General features: G+C 61.0%; 14 protein-coding genes and 2 tRNA genes. 1 reads left to right on the top strand and 15 read right to left on the bottom strand.

Going from position 1 to position 16,496, the window contains the following annotated elements; translation table 11 throughout:
- Nucleotide 1: 1 nt before the first annotated feature.
- The 10 genes from pta to hisC form a co-directional block, all read right to left on the bottom strand.
- A complete protein-coding gene (pta, locus tag AC4BCN_RS10425) occupies nt 2-1,003 on the bottom strand; it encodes a phosphate acetyltransferase (RefSeq protein WP_490493230.1) in 1,002 nt (333 codons plus the stop codon).
- Nucleotides 1,004-1,191: 188 nt separating this feature from the next.
- The gene (gene xsc / locus AC4BCN_RS10420) at nt 1,192-3,006 is read right to left on the bottom strand and encodes a sulfoacetaldehyde acetyltransferase (RefSeq protein ID WP_490493229.1); all 1,815 of its coding nucleotides are present in this window, start codon (nt 3,004-3,006) and stop codon (nt 1,192-1,194) included.
- Between the two features lie 225 nt (nt 3,007-3,231).
- Nucleotides 3,232-4,239, bottom strand: coding sequence for a porin (locus AC4BCN_RS10415; protein ID WP_490493228.1), 1,008 nt, complete (start codon nt 4,237-4,239; stop codon nt 3,232-3,234).
- 70 nt (nt 4,240-4,309) lie between these two features.
- Complete coding sequence (locus AC4BCN_RS10410) at nt 4,310-5,125, bottom strand: thiazole synthase (RefSeq protein ID WP_490493227.1); 816 nt, start codon at nt 5,123-5,125, stop codon at nt 4,310-4,312.
- Between the two features lie 29 nt (nt 5,126-5,154).
- On the bottom strand, nt 5,155-6,504 hold the full coding sequence (locus tag AC4BCN_RS10405) for a D-amino acid dehydrogenase (RefSeq protein WP_490493226.1): 1,350 nt from the start codon (nt 6,502-6,504) through the stop codon (nt 5,155-5,157).
- Nucleotides 6,505-6,520: 16 nt separating this feature from the next.
- Nucleotides 6,521-7,585 (bottom strand): YeiH family protein, encoded by a 1,065-nt coding sequence (locus AC4BCN_RS10400; RefSeq protein ID WP_490493225.1) that lies wholly within the window; start codon nt 7,583-7,585, stop codon nt 6,521-6,523.
- A gap of 205 nt (nt 7,586-7,790) precedes the next feature.
- Nucleotides 7,791-8,660 (bottom strand): NAD(P)-dependent oxidoreductase, encoded by an 870-nt coding sequence (locus tag AC4BCN_RS10395; RefSeq protein WP_490493224.1) that lies wholly within the window; start codon nt 8,658-8,660, stop codon nt 7,791-7,793.
- A 1,085-nt stretch (nt 8,661-9,745) separates the two neighbouring features.
- Nucleotides 9,746-10,276, bottom strand: coding sequence for a DUF2812 domain-containing protein (locus AC4BCN_RS10390; RefSeq protein ID WP_338681546.1), 531 nt, complete (start codon nt 10,274-10,276; stop codon nt 9,746-9,748).
- A gap of 11 nt (nt 10,277-10,287) precedes the next feature.
- On the bottom strand, nt 10,288-10,617 hold the full coding sequence (locus tag AC4BCN_RS10385; RefSeq protein WP_034758635.1) for a PadR family transcriptional regulator: 330 nt from the start codon (nt 10,615-10,617) through the stop codon (nt 10,288-10,290).
- A gap of 186 nt (nt 10,618-10,803) precedes the next feature.
- Nucleotides 10,804-11,859 (bottom strand): histidinol-phosphate transaminase, encoded by a 1,056-nt coding sequence (gene hisC / locus AC4BCN_RS10380; RefSeq protein WP_338681545.1) that lies wholly within the window; start codon nt 11,857-11,859, stop codon nt 10,804-10,806.
- A gap of 129 nt (nt 11,860-11,988) precedes the next feature.
- Between hisC and AC4BCN_RS10375 the strand changes: the two genes are divergently transcribed.
- Nucleotides 11,989-12,609, top strand: a complete 621-nt coding sequence (locus tag AC4BCN_RS10375; protein ID WP_338681543.1) for a hypothetical protein — start codon at nt 11,989-11,991, stop codon at nt 12,607-12,609.
- Between the two features lie 159 nt (nt 12,610-12,768).
- Here AC4BCN_RS10375 and AC4BCN_RS10370 read toward each other — a convergent pair.
- The 5 genes from AC4BCN_RS10370 to AC4BCN_RS10350 all read right to left on the bottom strand — a co-directional run bounded on the left by AC4BCN_RS10370 (nt 12,769) and on the right by AC4BCN_RS10350 (nt 16,492).
- A tRNA-Ser gene (locus tag AC4BCN_RS10370) sits at nt 12,769-12,858 on the bottom strand.
- A 268-nt stretch (nt 12,859-13,126) separates the two neighbouring features.
- Nucleotides 13,127-13,216, bottom strand: a tRNA-Ser gene (locus tag AC4BCN_RS10365).
- A 76-nt stretch (nt 13,217-13,292) separates the two neighbouring features.
- Nucleotides 13,293-14,582, bottom strand: a complete 1,290-nt coding sequence (serS, locus tag AC4BCN_RS10360) for a serine--tRNA ligase (RefSeq protein ID WP_072454834.1) — start codon at nt 14,580-14,582, stop codon at nt 13,293-13,295.
- Nucleotides 14,583-14,717: 135 nt separating this feature from the next.
- Nucleotides 14,718-14,921 carry a hypothetical protein gene (locus AC4BCN_RS10355; protein ID WP_070304037.1) on the bottom strand — a complete coding sequence of 68 codons (204 nt, stop codon included), beginning with the start codon at nt 14,919-14,921 and terminating at the stop codon, nt 14,718-14,720.
- Nucleotides 14,922-15,070: 149 nt separating this feature from the next.
- Nucleotides 15,071-16,492 (bottom strand): aminotransferase-like domain-containing protein, encoded by a 1,422-nt coding sequence (locus AC4BCN_RS10350; RefSeq protein WP_490493223.1) that lies wholly within the window; start codon nt 16,490-16,492, stop codon nt 15,071-15,073.
- Between the last annotated feature and the right edge of the window lie 4 nt (nt 16,493-16,496).

Raw genomic sequence — 16,496 nt, 5'->3', positions numbered from 1 at the left:
CTCAGCGCCCACCCTGGGCCTGCACGGACGTGACCGCAATCACGTTATAGACATCGTCGGCGCTGCAGCCGCGCGACAGATCGTTGGCGGGCTTCTTCAAGCCTTGCAGCAAGGGGCCGATGGCAACGGCGCCGCCCATGCGCTCGGCCAGCTTGTAGCCGATATTGCCCGCGTCAAGGTTCGGGAACACCAGCACGTTCGCGCGGCCGTTGACGACGGAATCCTTGACCTTGCGCTGGGAAATCTCGGCCACGATGGCCGCGTCCAGCTGCACGTCGCCATCGATGGCGAGCAGCGGACGCTGGGCCTTGACCCGGTCTGTTGCCGCATGCACCTTGTCGACGGCCGCGTGGTGGGCGCTGCCGCTGGTGGAAAACGACAGCATGGCGACGCGCGGTTCTTCCATCAGCAAGGCTTGCGCGCTGTCGGCGGCGGCCATGGCGATGTCGGCCAATTCCTCGGCTTTCGGATCAACAACGAGGGCGCAGTCGGAAAAGATGAAACCGCCCTTGAGGCTGTGGAATGGTTCGCACAGCATCATCAGGAAAAAGCTCGATACGAGCTTGAAGGCCGGGTCGACGCCGATGATCTGGATGGCGCTGCGCACCACGTCGGCCGTCGTGTGCACGGCCCCCGCCACGCAGCCGTCCGCGTCGCCCAGGCGCACCATCAGGTTGGCGTAGCACAGCGGTTCTTGCACGGCTTTCCTCGCCTGCTCCACCGTCATGCCCTTGGCCTGGCGCAACACGAATAATTGCTGGGCGTAATGTTCCGACTCGCTGGACTCGGCCGGGTCGACCAGGCGCACGGCGTCCAGGTCCAGCGCGTGCTCCTGGGCCAGGGCCAGGATGGCGGCGGGATTGCCGACGATGGTGATGTGCGCCAGGCCTTCGGCAGCGGCACGCGCGGCCGCCTGCAGCACGCGCGCATCGCCGCCCTCGCACAAGACGATATGTTTCGGCACGGCGCGGGCTTGCGCGATGATGCGGTGCAGGGCTTTCATGGCGACTCCAATTCGGTAAAAAAATGCCGGAACCATGGAAGCATGAGGCATGGTTCCGGCACATAAAACCCGGCATGGCCGGGGTCATACAAGGATCGGTCAGCGTGGTGTCGGATTACGCCGGATCGAGGCGTAAATTCCGTGGGTCAGACCCGCCCGCCCCAGCTTTTTCCGCTGGCTCAAGCACATCAAACGTAATCTTTATATTTATCCAAATGCCGCACTGGTTTACTCAGCGCATCGCGGCGGAACGGGTCGCCCAGCTCGCGCGTGCACATGATTTCAATGATGGTCGTCTTGCCTTCATTCATCTGCATGTCGATGGCTTTCTTCAAGGCCGGACCCACGTCTTCCAGCTTGTCGACCGTGATGCCTTCGGCGCCCATGGCGCGCGCGATCTCGGCAAAGCTCTGGTTGTCGAGCTCCCCAGCGACAAAGCGGCGGTTGTAGAAATCGACCTGGTTTTTCTTTTCCGCGCCCCACTGGCGGTTGTGGAACACCACGGCCGTGACGGGAATATTGTGGCGCACGCAGGTCATCGTTTCCATCAGGCTCATGCCCCAGGCGCCGTCGCCCGCATACGACACGGCCGGACGGTGGGGAGCCGCCACTTTCGCGCCGATGATGGTCGGGAATGCGTAGCCGCAGTTGCCAAAGCTCATCGCCGCAAAGAAGCTGCGCGGCTTTTCAAAGCGCAAGTAACTGTTCGCCACCGAGTTGATGTTGCCGATGTCGGTCGACACCATCACGTCTTCCGGCATGGCTTTTTCCAGCTCACGCAAGACCTGGCGCGGGTGCAGATAGTTGCCCGGCTCTTTCTTCTGCTCTTCGATCATGTCCAGGCTGTACGCATCTTTTTCATGGGTCCAGTTGGTCAGTTCCTCTTCCCACGCCGCCTTTTCCGCTTGCACGGTGGCATAGCGCTCGTCGCGCGTCGCGTCGCAGTCGAGCGTCTTGCCGTCCAGGCGGGCAATGATCGCTTTGGCGGCCGCCTTGGCGTCGCCGCAGATGCCGACGGAGATTTTCTTGACCAGGCCCAGCATCTTGTTGTCGGCGTCGATCTGGATGATCTTGGCGTTTTTCGGCCAGTAATCCATGCCGTGCTGCGGCAAGGTACCGAACGGGCCCAGGCGCGAACCTAAGGCGACGACGACGTCGGCCTTGGCGATCAGTTTCATTGCTGCCTTGGAACCCTGGTAGCCGAGCGGACCGCACCACAGCGGGTGGCTGGCAGGAAACGAGTCGTTGTGCAGATAGCTGTTGACGACCGGGGCACCCAAGCGCTCGGCCAGGGCCTTGCACTCCTCGATCGCTTCGCCCATGACGACGCCGCCGCCCGAGATGATGACGGGGAACTTGGCTTTCGCCAGCAATTCGGCCGCATCGTTCAGGCTTTGTTCGCCGCCGGCGCCACGGTCCAGGCGGTTCGGCTTTGGAATTTCCGCCTTGATTTCGCCATAAAAATAGTCGCGCGGGATGTTCAGTTGCGTCGGGCCCATTTCGGACATGGCGCGGTCAAAGCAGCGGCCCGTGAATTCCGCCATGCGGGCCGGATTGGTCACATGACCTTGATACTTGGTGAATTCCTCGAACATCGGCAACTGGTTCGCTTCCTGGAAGCCGCCCAGGCCCATGCTCATGGTGCCCGTTTCCGGCGTGATGATCACGACAGGCGTGTGCGCCCAGTAAGCGGCGGCAATCGCCGTCACGCAATTGCTGATGCCGGGGCCATTCTGGCCGATGACCACGCCATGGCGGCCCGAGACGCGGGCGTAACCGTCGGCCATGTGGCCGGCGCCCTGCTCGTGCACGACGGGAATCAGGCGGATACCGGCCGGCGCAAAAATGTCCATCGGGTCCATGAAGGCCGAGCCCATGATGCCGAACATGTCGGTCACGCCATTGGCGGCCAGGGTTTCCACGAACGCTTCGGAAGGCGTCATCTTTTGCGGGCCAACAGATATCGCGGCTGCGGCGGCTTTTTGGTCGGACAAATCGGTCATGGCTCAGTCTCCTTACAGTTTTATGAAAAATCGGTATATTTTGTTCCGATATTTGAAATGCGTGTTCAATTTAACGGTTGCGAAATGCGCTGTCAATGAAAATTCATGAAAAATCGGACTGTTTCATTCCTGAATCCGGAATCCATGCATGTGCACCGCTGCTGAAACAACAATGGCGGCTTATCTGCAACAGACAAGCCGCCATCTCTACGTGCGTCGCCGTGCTTAGAACTTCAAACGCATGCCGGCCGTGAAGGCGCTCGAGTTATGCCCAGGCAAAGGCACGCTGCCGCCGCTCGATGCGTCGCCGACGAAATTGGTGCCAGCGCCATCGTTGTTGATGCGCCCGTACGAGGTGTACAGATTCGTGCGCTTGGACAAGGCGTAGGTGTAGCCTATGGCCAGCTGGCGCCCGCCGCGGCGCGCATTCGTGCGGTCATCCTTCTTGATATAGGACGCCATTACGCTGCCCGCCGCGCCCACGGGGGCCGACGCGCCCAGCATGTAGCTGCGGAAATCCGTGCCCGCGTCATCCTTGTCCGTTTCATACGCGGCGTGCAGCTTGGCGGGGCCGAAGTCGTAGGTGCCGCCCAGCAAGGTGACCTTGGCCGTGTTCAGCGGCGTGTCCTTGCGGTTGTCATGCGCCAGGGTCAGCACGAGCGGGCCGTTGGCGTAATCGATGGAAAAGTCGATGGTGCGGCCCAGGGTGTTGCTGTCCGGCTTTTCGCCGAGCCCGTACATCACGGCGGCCGACAGACCGTTCACCTTCGGCGTCTCGTACATGATGGAATTTTTCGTGCGCAGGCTGGCCACGCTCATCAGGTTGATCGAGGCGCCCGTCATGCCAGTCTCGAACGGGTCGATATTGTCCAGCGCGGTGAACAGCGGGTTGTGCTGCAAGCCCAGGTTCACGGCGCCGAAGCCGCCCGACAGGCCCACGTAAGCCTTGCGCCCGAACAGGGCGCCCTGGCGGTTGGCGCCCGTATCCACGTCAAGGCCATTTTCCAGCAAGAAATTGGCCTTCAGGTTGTTGCCCAGGTCTTCCGTGCCCTTGAAGCCGATGCGGCTGCCCGACTGCACGCCGGTGGCCAGCTTGGTGACGGAACCGTCCGCGCCCCCATGTTCGGACGTCAGGCCCGCGTCGAGCAAGCCGTACACGGTGACGGACGATTGGGCGCTGGCGTTGCCGGCGAAGGAGGCCAGGATGGCTGCCGCTACGAGTGTGTGTTTCATGTCATCTCCAGGTATTGTGGTTTTTATAAACGCTTGAAACGATAATCAACTGCCTTGCTACAAATCGGGCTCAGGCGATCAGCCCGGCCATCGGCGACGACGGCGAGGCGCTCATGACGCCTGCTCTCCGGGGCATGCGCCCGGCCAGATAGGCCTCGCGTCCGCCCTGCACTGCCAATTTCATGGCGCGCGCCATGCGCACCGGTTCGCGCGCCGCCGCGATGGCGGTATTCATCAGGATGCCGTCGCAACCAAGTTCCATGGCGATGGCAGCGTCCGACGCCGTGCCGACACCAGCGTCGACCAGCACGGGGACCTTGGCTTGCTCGATGATCAGCGACAGATTCCACGGATTCAGAATGCCCATGCCCGAGCCGATCAGGGACGCCAGCGGCATGACGGCGATGCAGCCGATGTCTTCCAGCATGCGCGCCTGGATGGGGTCGTCGCTGCAATACACCATCACCTGGAAGCCGTCGCGCACCAGCTCCTGCGCCGCCTTCAATGTTTCCGGCATGTTCGGGAACAGGGTCTTTTCATCACCGAGCACTTCCAGCTTGCACAGCTGGTGCCCACCCAGCAACTCGCGCGCCAGCTGCAAGGTGTAGACGGCGTCGCGTGCGTTGTAGCAGCCGCCCGTGTTGGGCAGGATCGTGTATTTCGATGGCGGTATGAAATCGAGCAAGTTCGGCTCACCCTTTTCCTGGCCGATATTCACGCGCCGGATGGTGACGGTGACAATCTCGGCGCCGCTCTCTTCGATGGCCAGTCGCGTTTCCTCGAAATCCTTGTATTTACCGGTACCGACCAGCAGGCGCGACTGATAGGTGGTACCGGCCAGGGTCAGGCCGGTCGGTGGTTGGCTGGGGGTGGCGTCGTCTCTCATCGTGGTGATCTCCTAAGTTAAAGCTGGGGTCAGACCCGGCGGGTCTGAACCCCGTTAAACTGGGGTACATTGACCCGGCGGGTCTGACCCCGGAACTCCTCTGCCGCAGACTGCGGCGCCAAGCGTTCCCCGCAAAACGCAAAATCGACTTCCGGCCGCCGTCCCGACACGAGGTCGGCGATCGCCCTGCCCGCGCCGCAGCCCATGGTCCAGCCCAGGGTGCCGTGGCCCGTGTTGAGGAACAACTGGCGGTAGCGCGTGGCGCCGATGTACGGCACGTTCGATGGCGTGAGCGGACGCAAGCCGGCCCAGTAGACGGGGTCGCTGTAATCGCAGGCGTCAGGGAACAGCGCCTGCACTCTGCGCGTGATGGCGGCGCAGCGCACGGGATTCAGTTCGCGCGTGTAGCCATTCAGCTCGCACGTGCCGGCCACGCGCAGGCGCGATCCCAGGCGCGAAAACACCAGTTTGTTACCATCGTCCGTCAGCGAGACGGTTGGTGCGGAGGATGAGTCAAGTATCGGATAGGTGGCCGAGTAACCCTTGCCCGGATACAGCATCAGGCGGATACCCAGCGGCTGCAGCAATGGCGCGGAAAAGCTGCCCATGGCCACCACGACGGCATCCGCGTGCTCGAGGCGATGCCGCCCTTGCGCATCGATGCACTCCACGCCGGTGATGCGTTCGCCATCCGCCAGCAGCCGCGTCACCGTCGTGCCAAAGCGAAAATCCACGCCGGCAGCGGCCGCGCGGGCCGCCAACGCCGTGGTAAACAAATGCACGTCGCCCGACTCGTCGCTGGCCGTGAAATCGCCGCCGACGATCTGGCTGCGCGCGTGGCGCAGGGCCGGTTCCAGCCGGATCACTTCATCGGCGCTGACCGTATTGCGCGGGCAGCCCAGCTCGCGCAAGAGCGCGGCGCCCGATTGCGATTTATCGAACTCCTGCTGGTCCGTATAGAAATGCAATATGCCCCGCTCGAGGTGGTCATACGCGATGCCCGTTTCGCGGCGCAAGGCTTGCAGGCTCTGCCGGCTGTACTCGGCCAGGGCAACGATCTGGCGCATATTGCGCGCCACCCGCGATGGCAAACATTCGCGCAGGTAATGCAAGGCCCACTGCCATTGCAGCGTATCGAGACGGGGACGGAACAGCAGCGGCGCGTCGTCCTTGCCCAGCCAGGTCAACACTTTGCGCAAAGTGGCGGGATTGGCCCACGGTTCCGCGTGCGAGACGGAAATCTGACCGCCATTGCCGAAGCTCGTTTCCTGCGCGGCGCCCGCCTGGCGCTCGAGCACGCGCACGTCGTGGCCCGCCTGGCGCAGATACCAGGCCGATGCCGTACCGACCACGCCGGCGCCGAGGACAAGGATCTTCATGGCGGGCCCGGTTCGCTTAACGGGTCAGCAGGAGGGCGATGGCGACAAAAGCGGCGATCCACACGGTTTCCATCACCAGCATGATCACGGGGCGCCAGCCCAGCGAGGCCAGCGACTGGAACGACGTTTTGACGCCCAGCGCGGCAATGGCGATGACGAGGCAGGCGCGCGAAGCATTGTTGATCCAGCCATTCACTTCGTGCGGAATCAGGCCCAGGCTGTTGGTAATGACGAGCCAGACAAAGCCGATCAGGAAGAAGGGCACGAGCGGCGGCGCATCGACTTCGCTCTTGCCTTCCTTGCGCTTGAACATGATCGACAGGCCCAGCACGACAGGCACGAGGCAAGCCACGCGCGTCAGTTTGACGAAGGTGGCAACGTCGCCCGTATGGTTGCTGACCAGGTAGCCGGCGCCCACCACTTGCGCCACGTCATGGATGGTGCCGCCGATGAACACGCCCGCCTCGGTCGGGTCAAAGCCCAGCAGCTTGACCAGCAGCGGGTAGACGATCATGGCCAGGGTCGACAAGGTCGTCACGCCGACCACCGTCAGCAGGGTGAATTTTTCGTTTTCCTTGGTTTGCGGCAGCACGGCGGAAATGGCCAGCGCGGCCGACGCGCCGCAGATGGCGACGGAACCGCCCGACAAAATCCCTTCCGTGATGGGCCGCTTGAGCCACTTGGCCAGCAGATAGCCGAAGCCCAAAGTCGCCACCAGGCCGCCGACGACGATCAATAACGGCGTCACACCGACCGAGGCGATCTGGTTGAAGGTGATGCGCGCGCCCAGCAGGGCCACACCCGTGCGCAGCAGCACCTTGCTGCAAAACTCGATGCCGGGCTTGCAGGTGGGATCGGACGCGAGGAAGTGAAAAGCCAGGCCGAAGAACAGCGCGTACAGCAACTGGGGGCCGCCGTAATTGCTGGAAATGAAGGTGGCCGACAGAGCGATCACCAGCGCGATGGCCACGCCGGGCCAGCTGCGCAGCACGGCGCGGGGACGCCAGATGGCAACGGCGGAAGACAGGTAGGGAATGTTCTTGTCGACAACGCGTGTTATCGCTGAGGAGTTGGTTTTCATGCGGGTCCGCTCATAATGTTTTAAAAATTGGGACATTTCATCTCGTTTTTTAATAATACACGATGAGCTAGCGAAGTCCATGCTTTTCCATGAAAATCGAAACTGAATGTTCCGGAAACTGACGTTTTATTACTTTCAGCGCCGTAAATGACAAGCGGCGCGGCCCTTTGCAGGGACGCGCCGCTCGCTACTGACGAGTTAAACTTTACTTTTTGTTCAAGCGGGTAATCAGGCTGGATGTATCGTAACGGTTGCCGCCCGCCTGCTGCACTTCGGCATAGAACTGGTCCGTCAAGGTCGTCACGGGCAAGTCGCTGCCGTTGCGCTTGGCTTCGGCGAGGCAAATGCCCAGGTCCTTGCGCATCAGGTCGACGGCGAAACCGAAGTCGAACTTGCGCTCTATCATGGTCTTGCCCCGGTTTTCCAGCTGCCACGACTGCGCCGCGCCTTTGGAAATCACGTCCACCACCAGCGCCGCGTCAAGGCCCGCGTTTTCCGCAAAGGCAATGCCTTCGCTCAAGGCTTGCACGAGGCCAGCGATGCAGATCTGGTTCACCATTTTTGTGAGCTGGCCGGAGCCGGAGGCGCCCATGTAGGTGACGGCGCGCGAGAACAGGGCGATGACGGGCTCGGCGCGTGCATACGCTTCCGCGTCGCCACCCACCATCACCGTCAGCTTGCCGTTTTCCGCACCCGCCTGGCCGCCGGACACGGGCGCGTCGAGGAAGAACACGCCCTTCTCTTTCGCCGCCGCATGGATGGTGCGCGCCGCTTCGGCGGAAGCTGTCGTGTGGTCGATCAGGATGCTGCCCGGCTCCATGGCGGACAGCAAGCCGCCCTCTTCCAAAATGACTTGGTACAGGTCGTTATCGTTGCCGATGCAGGTGAAGACGAACTCGGCACCGGCAGCGGCGGCGGCCGGCGTGGCGGCGCTGCTGCCCTTGTGCTGCTCGATCCAAGTGGCCGCGCGGGCCGGGTTGCGGTTGTACACGGTGACGTCGTGCCCGCCCGCCGCCAGATGGCCTGCCATGGGAAAACCCATGACGCCCAAACCGATGAATGCCACTTTTGCCATATTGTCCGTCCTGTCGATGTATGAATCCGATTATTGTTGCACAAATGGCCCGCGCCAGCAGCATCGTGCCGCCAGACGCCCACCTTGGTCGCCATGCCTTAGCAATTGGCAAACATCAGCGATTTACATATGCAAGATCAAAATTATCATAAATGATTTATGTTGTATTTTTTTCTATTTAATATTACATTGAACTGGCATTACAAATAAGGAAACTTTTTGCCACATCCTTTTCCCAACCCTCGTTAAGGAGTCGATCTTGCAAACCTCACTCACCCGCATGAAAATCATCAGCGCCGCCGCCCTGCTGCTCGCCGCCAGCGCCGCCCACGCCGACATCACGGTCTTCACCAGCCAATCCGCCTATCTGGCAGCGGCAGGCAATACCGGTGTCGACACCTTTGATGATTTGCCCATCGATGCGCTCGACAGCCCGCTGTTCCGCAATGCCGGCAGCTATGCCTACACGGCAAGCAGCGTTGGCGCCTCGCCCATCCTGTATGGCGCGGGCACGGGCAGCGACAACTGGCTGAGCACGAACAACCGCAATGACAGCGTGGTGTTCTCCAACTTTTCCAGCGCCGTACGCGGTGTGGGGGGATTCTTCTTCGGCTCGAACTCTGCCGGTGGCTATGCCAACGCTCAGAGCATCACTTTGACAGCGCGCAATGCGCTGGGCGAGCTGCTCACCTACGAGCTGGCCTTGCCGACACAGGCATCGTTTGTCGGCTTCCTGTCGACAGGCGCGTTCTCGGACCTGGCCGTCAGCACGGCTGGACAGGTCGGCATCTGGCCAACCATCAATAACCTGTCCGTGTCGGCCGTACGGGAACCAGCGACCTANGGWATKTTGCTGGGYGGYCTGGGCKGGCTGGGYGTCATGGCACGCCGCCGCCGGGCCAGCCAGCAGTAAGCAAACTGGCGCCTGGTACGGCTGCCGGCAGCCGTACCAGGCCTGCCATCCACGACAATATCTCGCGCAAGATTGAATGCTTTTCCATACCGCCCATCCTGCTGCCGCTTGCCTCCATTGATTGACGCGCAATGGCCGTGCATGGCGGGAAGCCTGCCAGCGCCCGATGCGCCTAAAGCGCCTGCCGGCGCAGGCGGCGCAAGCGGCTGACGGTGCGCCAGATCAGGTATGACATGGGCAAGAGCATGATTGCCTGCACGCCTGTCAGCACCATCCGCAACATATCCATCTGGCGGTCGCGGCTGCCCAGCAGATTGAATACCAACAGCAAACTGGTCAAGCCGAAATACATCAGCAAGCGCTGTTGCCTGGCAATCTTCGAGGCCGTATCCGTGTAAATCTCATTCGGCTGGCCGTCTGCCGCAGGCTTGCGCCAGCAATAACTACCCCACCAGTAAAACACCAGCTCCCAGCCGGCATCCTGGCACAGCTGGTCATACTCGGCGCTGCGCTTCCATGCAGGAAAGGAGTCGAAACGGTAGACCTCATCGGCGGGTTCGCCCCGGACAAACGTAAACCGGCAAGGCATGCGAAAGCCCGTCAAATGCCAGCCTGCCAGGGCTTGCGAACGCAGCCATTGCTCGATCTCGCCATCATCAAGCTCGATGAACCATTTATAGACATGCGACCGTTGCTCACTCATCCTGTTTCACCTCAGTATTTTGCTAAAAAGGGCGCACTCGCCTCGCCCACGCGCACCATCACCCGCAAGCGCCGCAATTGCGCCAGCAGCACATGGCGCCCCATGTCCGTCATGGTGTAGACCTTGCGCCGCTCGGCTTCCCTCACCATCACGATCAAGCCCTGCTTTTCCAGGTTGGCAAACGCCCCGTACATGGTGCCTGGCCCGATCTTGACGGCGCCCTCGCTGATGGCCTCGACTTGCTGCATGATGGCGTAGCCATGCGCCGGCTCGTTCAAGGCCAGCAAAATGTAATATGTGGCTTCCGACAAGGGCAGCAGCTTGTCTATCGATGCATCCATATTCCTCCCCAAAGGCAATAGCCGATATAGCGTAAATCGTTATATCGTCATCTGATATATCGATAAGTGATATAGCGACTTACGCCATAGTAGCACGACAGGCTGGAATGTCTGCACTTTTTGATAAGTTCGGAAAGAATTGGCGCCACCGCCGCTATGGGCAGTGGCCGCTACAAAAGAAAAAAATTACACCAGGGCACGCAGGGCCGTCATCAGGGCCGCGCACTCGCCCACGTTGCCGATGCTGATGCGCAAATACTGATTGATACGCGGTGCATTGAAATGGCGCACGATCACGGAACGGGCGCGCAAGCCTGCGGCCAGTTGCGCCGCGTCATGCTGCGGGTGACGGGCAAAGACAAAGTTGGCCACCGACGGCAGCACCTCGAAACCCAGCGCCGCCAGATCCGCCGTCAGCTGTTCGCGGCTGGCGATCACGGCCTGGCGCGTCTGCTGGAAATACGCTTCGTCGTGCAGCGAGGCAACGGCACCGGCCAGCGCCAGCCGGTCCAGCGGATACGAGTTGAAACTGTTCTTCACTCTTTCCAGTGCCTCGATCAGATCAGGATGCCCGAAGGCACAGCCGACGCGCAAGCCGGCCAGCGAGCGCGATTTCGAGAACGTCTGCACCACCAGCAAGTTCGGATACCGTTCGACCAGGGTCACGGCGCTCTGGCCGCCGAAATCCACATACGCTTCATCAACCACCACCACGGCGTCGGGATGGTCGCGCAGCAACGTTTCCACGCCAGCCAGCGGCAAGTCGACGCCTGTCGGCGCGTTAGGATTCGGGAAGATGATAGCGCCGCACGGCTCCTGATAGTCTTGCGGGCGGATGCGCATGGCATCGTCGAGCGCTACCGTGAGGTAATCGATGCCGTACAGCTTGCAATACACGGGATAGAAGCTGTAGCTGATGTCCGGGAACAGCAGCGGCGCATCGTGCTTGAGCAAGGCCATGAAGGCCAGCGCCAGCACTTCGTCGGAACCGTTGCCGACGAACACCTGCGCGCTGTTCAAGCCTTGGTAGTCGGCCAGGGTTTGCTTCAGTTCGCTGGCCGTGGGATCGGGGTAGAGGCGCAGGCTGTCTTCAGTTGCTTCGCGCAGCGCGGCCAGGACTTGCGGCGATGGACCGTAGGGGTTTTCGTTGGTGTTGAGTTTGACCAGGTCGGGCAGTTTCGGTTGCTCGCCAGGGATATAGGGGGTCAGCTCGCTGACGATGTTGCTCCAGAATCGGCTCATTGCTTTTATTGGTGGGGTCGGGATGGGAGGGGGTAGATTACCATAGGCTGAGCGGGGTCAAGGTGGGTGGCGACGGCGAGGGGTAGCGTGGACGGCATCGGCATCGGCCGAAGCTGAAGAGGACGCAGCATGAATAGCATGCACAAACTGAGCGATCCGTGGCTGCGGCCTGACGCGCTGGAGCGACAGACACGCCAGCGCAAGATCAATGCATGGCTGCAGGTTGCCGCCAGCCTCAGCGAACAAATCGCTGCCGAATTGCAGACTGCAACAGACCAGCTACAGGGCGAAGGAATGGCCGACCTGCAACGCGCGATGGCACTGGCGCAACGCTTGGCGAGGAATAGCAAGGCCATGCACGATACCCTCGGGACACTGTTTGACAGGGGTGAAAAATGCGAGGAGCATCGAGTGAAAAGCATGGAGGATTGCACCATGGACGAGCAGGTCAATACACTGGCAAAAGACATGGCTGGTGTGAAGCTGGACGTTGCTGATTTGAAGGTGGATGTGGCTGGCATCAAGGTGGATGTGGCAGACCTGAAAACGGATGTCGCCGGCCTGAAAACGGATGTCACTGTCCTCACGACGGATGTCAGCAGCTTGAAACTGGACTTGGCGGTGGTGCGCTCCAATTATGCGACCAGATCTGATGTGGCTGAGGCGAAGTCGGCTGTCATCCTGTCGTGTGTGGGGACGATGATTGCGCTGGCAGGTGTGGCGTTTGCGGTGGCGCGGCTGGTGCACTAGCTTGCGTTGGTGGGGGTGCTGGCATTCAAAGCTGAATGGAGGAAAAAACGCCTTGCGCTGCGCGCTTTGGGCGGTTTTTCTACCTGCATTGATACGTCGCAGGCTTTTTTGCATCACTAATAAAAAAAGCTCCCTTGCGGGAGCTTCTCTTATGTATTCTGGCGGAGAGGGTGGGATTCGAACCCACGGTACGATTTAACGTACGCTTGATTTCGAGTCAAGTACATTCGACCACTCTGCCACCTCTCCGTTTACTGCGGTCTATTCATCCAAACTGGCGTGCCGGTTTGAACGAGGCGCTATTTTAGCATGGGTGTTGTTGGCTTGGGTAGGGGTTTATTGGTGATTTGCAATTGAGGGCTGGCATTTAGAACCAAACCCAATTTGACGATTCGGGGAGCCTCGCGCAAGTACGCGCTCGTCTTCGAATCCCACGCGTACGCCCCGCAGGGGGCGTACTCCTTTCCGCCGCCACAAATAAAAAAAGCTCCCTTTCGGGAGCTTTCTCTATTTGTTCTGGCGGAGAGGGTGGGATTCGAACCCACGGTACGATTTAACGTACGCTTGATTTCGAGTCAAGTACATTCGACCACTCTGCCACCTCTCCATTTGCTGCGGTCTTTCCCGCATTGCTGCGAGAAGGCAAGATTATAGCAGCCCGCAGCGAAAAGAAAAGGACTATTTTAGGCTTTCAGATGCGTCAGGCCGCCCATGTACGGGCGCAGCACGGCCGGGATCTCGACGCTGCCGTCCGCTTGCTGGTAGTTTTCCAGCACGGCAACCAAAGTGCGGCCCACTGCCAAGCCGGAGCCGTTCAGGGTGTGCGCCAGTTCCGGCTTCCCGGCGGCGTTGCGGAAACGCGCCTGCATGCGGCGAGACTGGAAGGCTTCGCAGTTCGACAGGGACGAGATTTCGCGGTAGGTGTTTTGCGCCGGCAGCCACACTTCCAGGTCGAAGGTCTTGGTGGCGCCGAAACCCATGTCGCCCGTGCACAGCGACATCACGCGGTATGGCAAGCCCAGGCGTTGCAAAATCGTTTCCGCATGGCCGACCATTTCGTCCAGCACCTGGTACGAAGTGTCCGGATGCACCACTTGCACCATTTCGACTTTATCGAACTGGTGCTGGCGGATCATGCCGCGCGTGTCGCGGCCATAGCTGCCCGCTTCCGAACGGAAGCATGGCGTATGGGCCGTCATTTTCAGCGGCAATTGGTCGAGCGCCAGGATTTCATCGCGGGCGATATTCGTCAGCGATACTTCCGAGGTCGGGATCAGGTAGAAGGTCTCGCCCTCGCCTTCCGCACCGCCTTTTTTCACCGAGAACAGATCGGCTTCGAATTTCGGCAGCTGGCCCGTGCCGCGCAAGGAATCGGCGTTGACCATGTACGGGGTATAGCATTCCGTATAGCCGTGCTCGTCCACGTGGGTGTTGAGCATGAATTGCGCCAGCGCGCGGTGCAGACGGGCGATGCCGCCCTTCATGACGGAGAAGCGCGAACCGGTCAGCTTGGTGGCCACTTCGAAGTCGAGGCCCAGCGGGCCGCCCACGTCGACGTGATCCTTGACTTCAAAGTCAAAAGTGCGTGGCGTGCCGACCTTGCGCACTTCCACGTTGCCGGACTCGTCCGTGCCCAAGGGCGACGATTCGTGCGGCAAATTCGGCACGGCCATGATGAAATCGCTCAGCTTGGCTTGCACCACGGTCAGGGCCGCTTCATCGGCTTTCAACTCATCGCCCAGGCCGGCCACTTGTGCCATCACGGCCGAGGTGTCTTCCCCCTTGCCTTTCAACATGCCAATTTGCTTGGACAGCGCGTTGCGCTTGCCCTGCAGCTCTTCGGTGCGCGTCTGGATCGCCTTGCGTTCGGCTTCGAGGGCGGTAAAACCTGCCACGTCGAGCTGGAATTTGCGCGTCGCCAGGCGTTCTGCGACGGTGGCGATGTCTTTACGGAGAAGTTGGATATCTATCATGGGTGGATGGCGGTGCCGATGTATCGAAAGCACTCATTGTACCAAGACCCGTTCAGTTCTTTATGAGTTTTGCACATGGCCGGCCATCGTCATGGCGGCATGGCTGGGCACTCGCGCCCGCTTTACATCCAGCGCTTAGATAAAGGCGGCTTTTTCGGCGGCGCTCAAGCGGCGGGCGCTGACGGTGACGACAGGCATCGTGCTGTCAGCAGCCTGGGCGATCACGGTGCTGCTGGCGCTCACTTCCAGAGTATTCGCGCCGGCGGTGGCGAAGCTGGCGCCGATGGCGATGATGGCGGCGGCGACAAAGGTGATTTCCATGTTTTTCAGTGCGTTCATGATGTGACTCCTGGTTGGTTTGTTTCGTTGACTGCTGCTGGTATGGTGCTACTTTAGCCAACGGCCGCGAACAAGGCCACCGGCTTGCGACCAGCGGCGAAAAACAGGGAGCGAACGGTGAAAAACGGGGACTGAAGCGCGCAGAATAGTTACAAGGCGTCCTTGACGAGACGCCCTAACCGGCTGATAGCCTGCTCAATGCGCGGCGTCCACGGATTGCCGCAATTGAGGCGCAGATAATTGCCGAACTTGCCCGAGGCCGAGAACAGCTGGCCAGGCATGTACGCCACGCCTTCCGCGATAGGCTGGCCATGCAAGGCCAGCGCATCGATTTGCGGCGGCATCTGCACCCACAGCACGAAACCGCCCTGCGGCTCGGACAGCATGCAATCCGCCGGAAAGCTGGCCGCCACGGCGTCGGACATGCGGGCGATGCGCTGCACCAGGGTGCGCCGCATCTTGCGCAATTGCTGGTCGTAGCTGCTGCCCTCCAGAAAATCGGCCAGCACGGCCTGGAAGAAATGGCTGGTGGCGCCGCTCGACACGGTTTTCAGCAAGGCCACTTCCTGCGCGAAGCGGCCGGCCAGCACGTAACCGACGCGCGACGCAGGGGTAATCGCCTTGGAAAACGAGGAGCACAACAACACATTGCCGCTCGTATCGTAGGCTTTCACGGGCCACGGCCGCTGCGGGGCAAAGCACAGGTCGCCATATACATCGTCTTCCACCAGCGGAATATTGAATTCCGACAGCAGCCCCGCCAGCCGCTTCTTGTTTTCTTCCGGCATCACGCAACCGAGGGGATTATTGGCGTTCGGCACGAACAGGCAGGCTTGCACGAGGCCGGCGCGCAGAGCAAGCTCGAGCGCGTCGAGCGACGGCCCCGTCTTCGGGTCGGTGGGGATTTCCAGCGCCTTCATGCCCAGGCTTTCGATCATCTGCAGCAGCACGAAATACGTGGCCGACTCGATGGCGATCGTGTCGCCCGGCTTGGCAACGGCGCGCAGGCACAGGCTGATCGCTTCCGTGCAGGAATTCGTCACGACGATCTCATGCGGGTCCAGCTTGCCCCAGTCCAGCGCGCGGCGCGTCACCTGGCGCAGGAAATTGCTTTCGCTGACGTCGTAACAGCTGACCTTGCTCAATAAAGCGGGCTCGCGCCGCGCCACGGCGCTGATGGTGCGCTGCATGCGCTTGATGGGTAGTATCTCGTCGGGCGGCCAGGCCGTGCCCAGCTGCACGATATCGGGTGCCTCGTTTTCCTTCAGCACGCGCATCAACAGATTATTGATGCCGACAAAGGCAGGCTCCTTCAAATGCTGGGCATCCGCGCTGCACGGGCGGCGCGGGGCGCGGTGGCGCACGAAATAGCCGGACTGGGGCCGCGCATCGACTTGCCCCCGGTCTTCCATCAGGCGCAAGGCTTGCATCACCGTGCTGACGGAGATGCGCTTTTGCTGCGCCAGGTGGCGGATCGATGGCAGGCGGTCGCCGGGCGCGAAGACGCGCGCGTCGATCAAGGCGCCGAGCTCGTTGGCCAGGTGCTCGTACAGATTCAAATGCGCGCTCATGTTC

The sequence above is a fragment of the Janthinobacterium sp. Bl 1 genome (assembly GCF_058215535.1).
The sequence above is the reverse complement of the archived record's forward strand: the minus strand, read 5'-3'. Positions and strand labels throughout refer to the sequence as shown.

Coding starts and splice junctions, on each gene's coding strand:
- AC4BCN_RS10385 (WP_034758635.1), bottom strand. CDS start 10,617: ATGGATGCATCGATAGACAAGCTGCTGCCCTTGTCGGAAGCCACATAT.
- AC4BCN_RS10355 (WP_070304037.1), bottom strand. CDS start 14,921: ATGAACGCACTGAAAAACATGGAAATCACCTTTGTCGCCGCCGCCATC.
- AC4BCN_RS10375 (WP_338681543.1), top strand. CDS start 11,989: ATGAATAGCATGCACAAACTGAGCGATCCGTGGCTGCGGCCTGACGCG.
- hisC (WP_338681545.1), bottom strand. CDS start 11,859: ATGAGCCGATTCTGGAGCAACATCGTCAGCGAGCTGACCCCCTATATC.
- xsc (WP_490493229.1), bottom strand. CDS start 3,006: ATGACCGATTTGTCCGACCAAAAAGCCGCCGCAGCCGCGATATCTGTT.
- AC4BCN_RS10405 (WP_490493226.1), bottom strand. CDS start 6,504: ATGAAGATCCTTGTCCTCGGCGCCGGCGTGGTCGGTACGGCATCGGCC.
- AC4BCN_RS10410 (WP_490493227.1), bottom strand. CDS start 5,125: ATGAGAGACGACGCCACCCCCAGCCAACCACCGACCGGCCTGACCCTG.
- AC4BCN_RS10400 (WP_490493225.1), bottom strand. CDS start 7,585: ATGAAAACCAACTCCTCAGCGATAACACGCGTTGTCGACAAGAACATT.
- AC4BCN_RS10350 (WP_490493223.1), bottom strand. CDS start 16,492: ATGAGCGCGCATTTGAATCTGTACGAGCACCTGGCCAACGAGCTCGGC.
- pta (WP_490493230.1), bottom strand. CDS start 1,003: ATGAAAGCCCTGCACCGCATCATCGCGCAAGCCCGCGCCGTGCCGAAA.
- AC4BCN_RS10415 (WP_490493228.1), bottom strand. CDS start 4,239: ATGAAACACACACTCGTAGCGGCAGCCATCCTGGCCTCCTTCGCCGGC.
- AC4BCN_RS10390 (WP_338681546.1), bottom strand. CDS start 10,276: ATGAGTGAGCAACGGTCGCATGTCTATAAATGGTTCATCGAGCTTGAT.
- AC4BCN_RS10395 (WP_490493224.1), bottom strand. CDS start 8,660: ATGGCAAAAGTGGCATTCATCGGTTTGGGCGTCATGGGTTTTCCCATG.
- serS (WP_072454834.1), bottom strand. CDS start 14,582: ATGATAGATATCCAACTTCTCCGTAAAGACATCGCCACCGTCGCAGAA.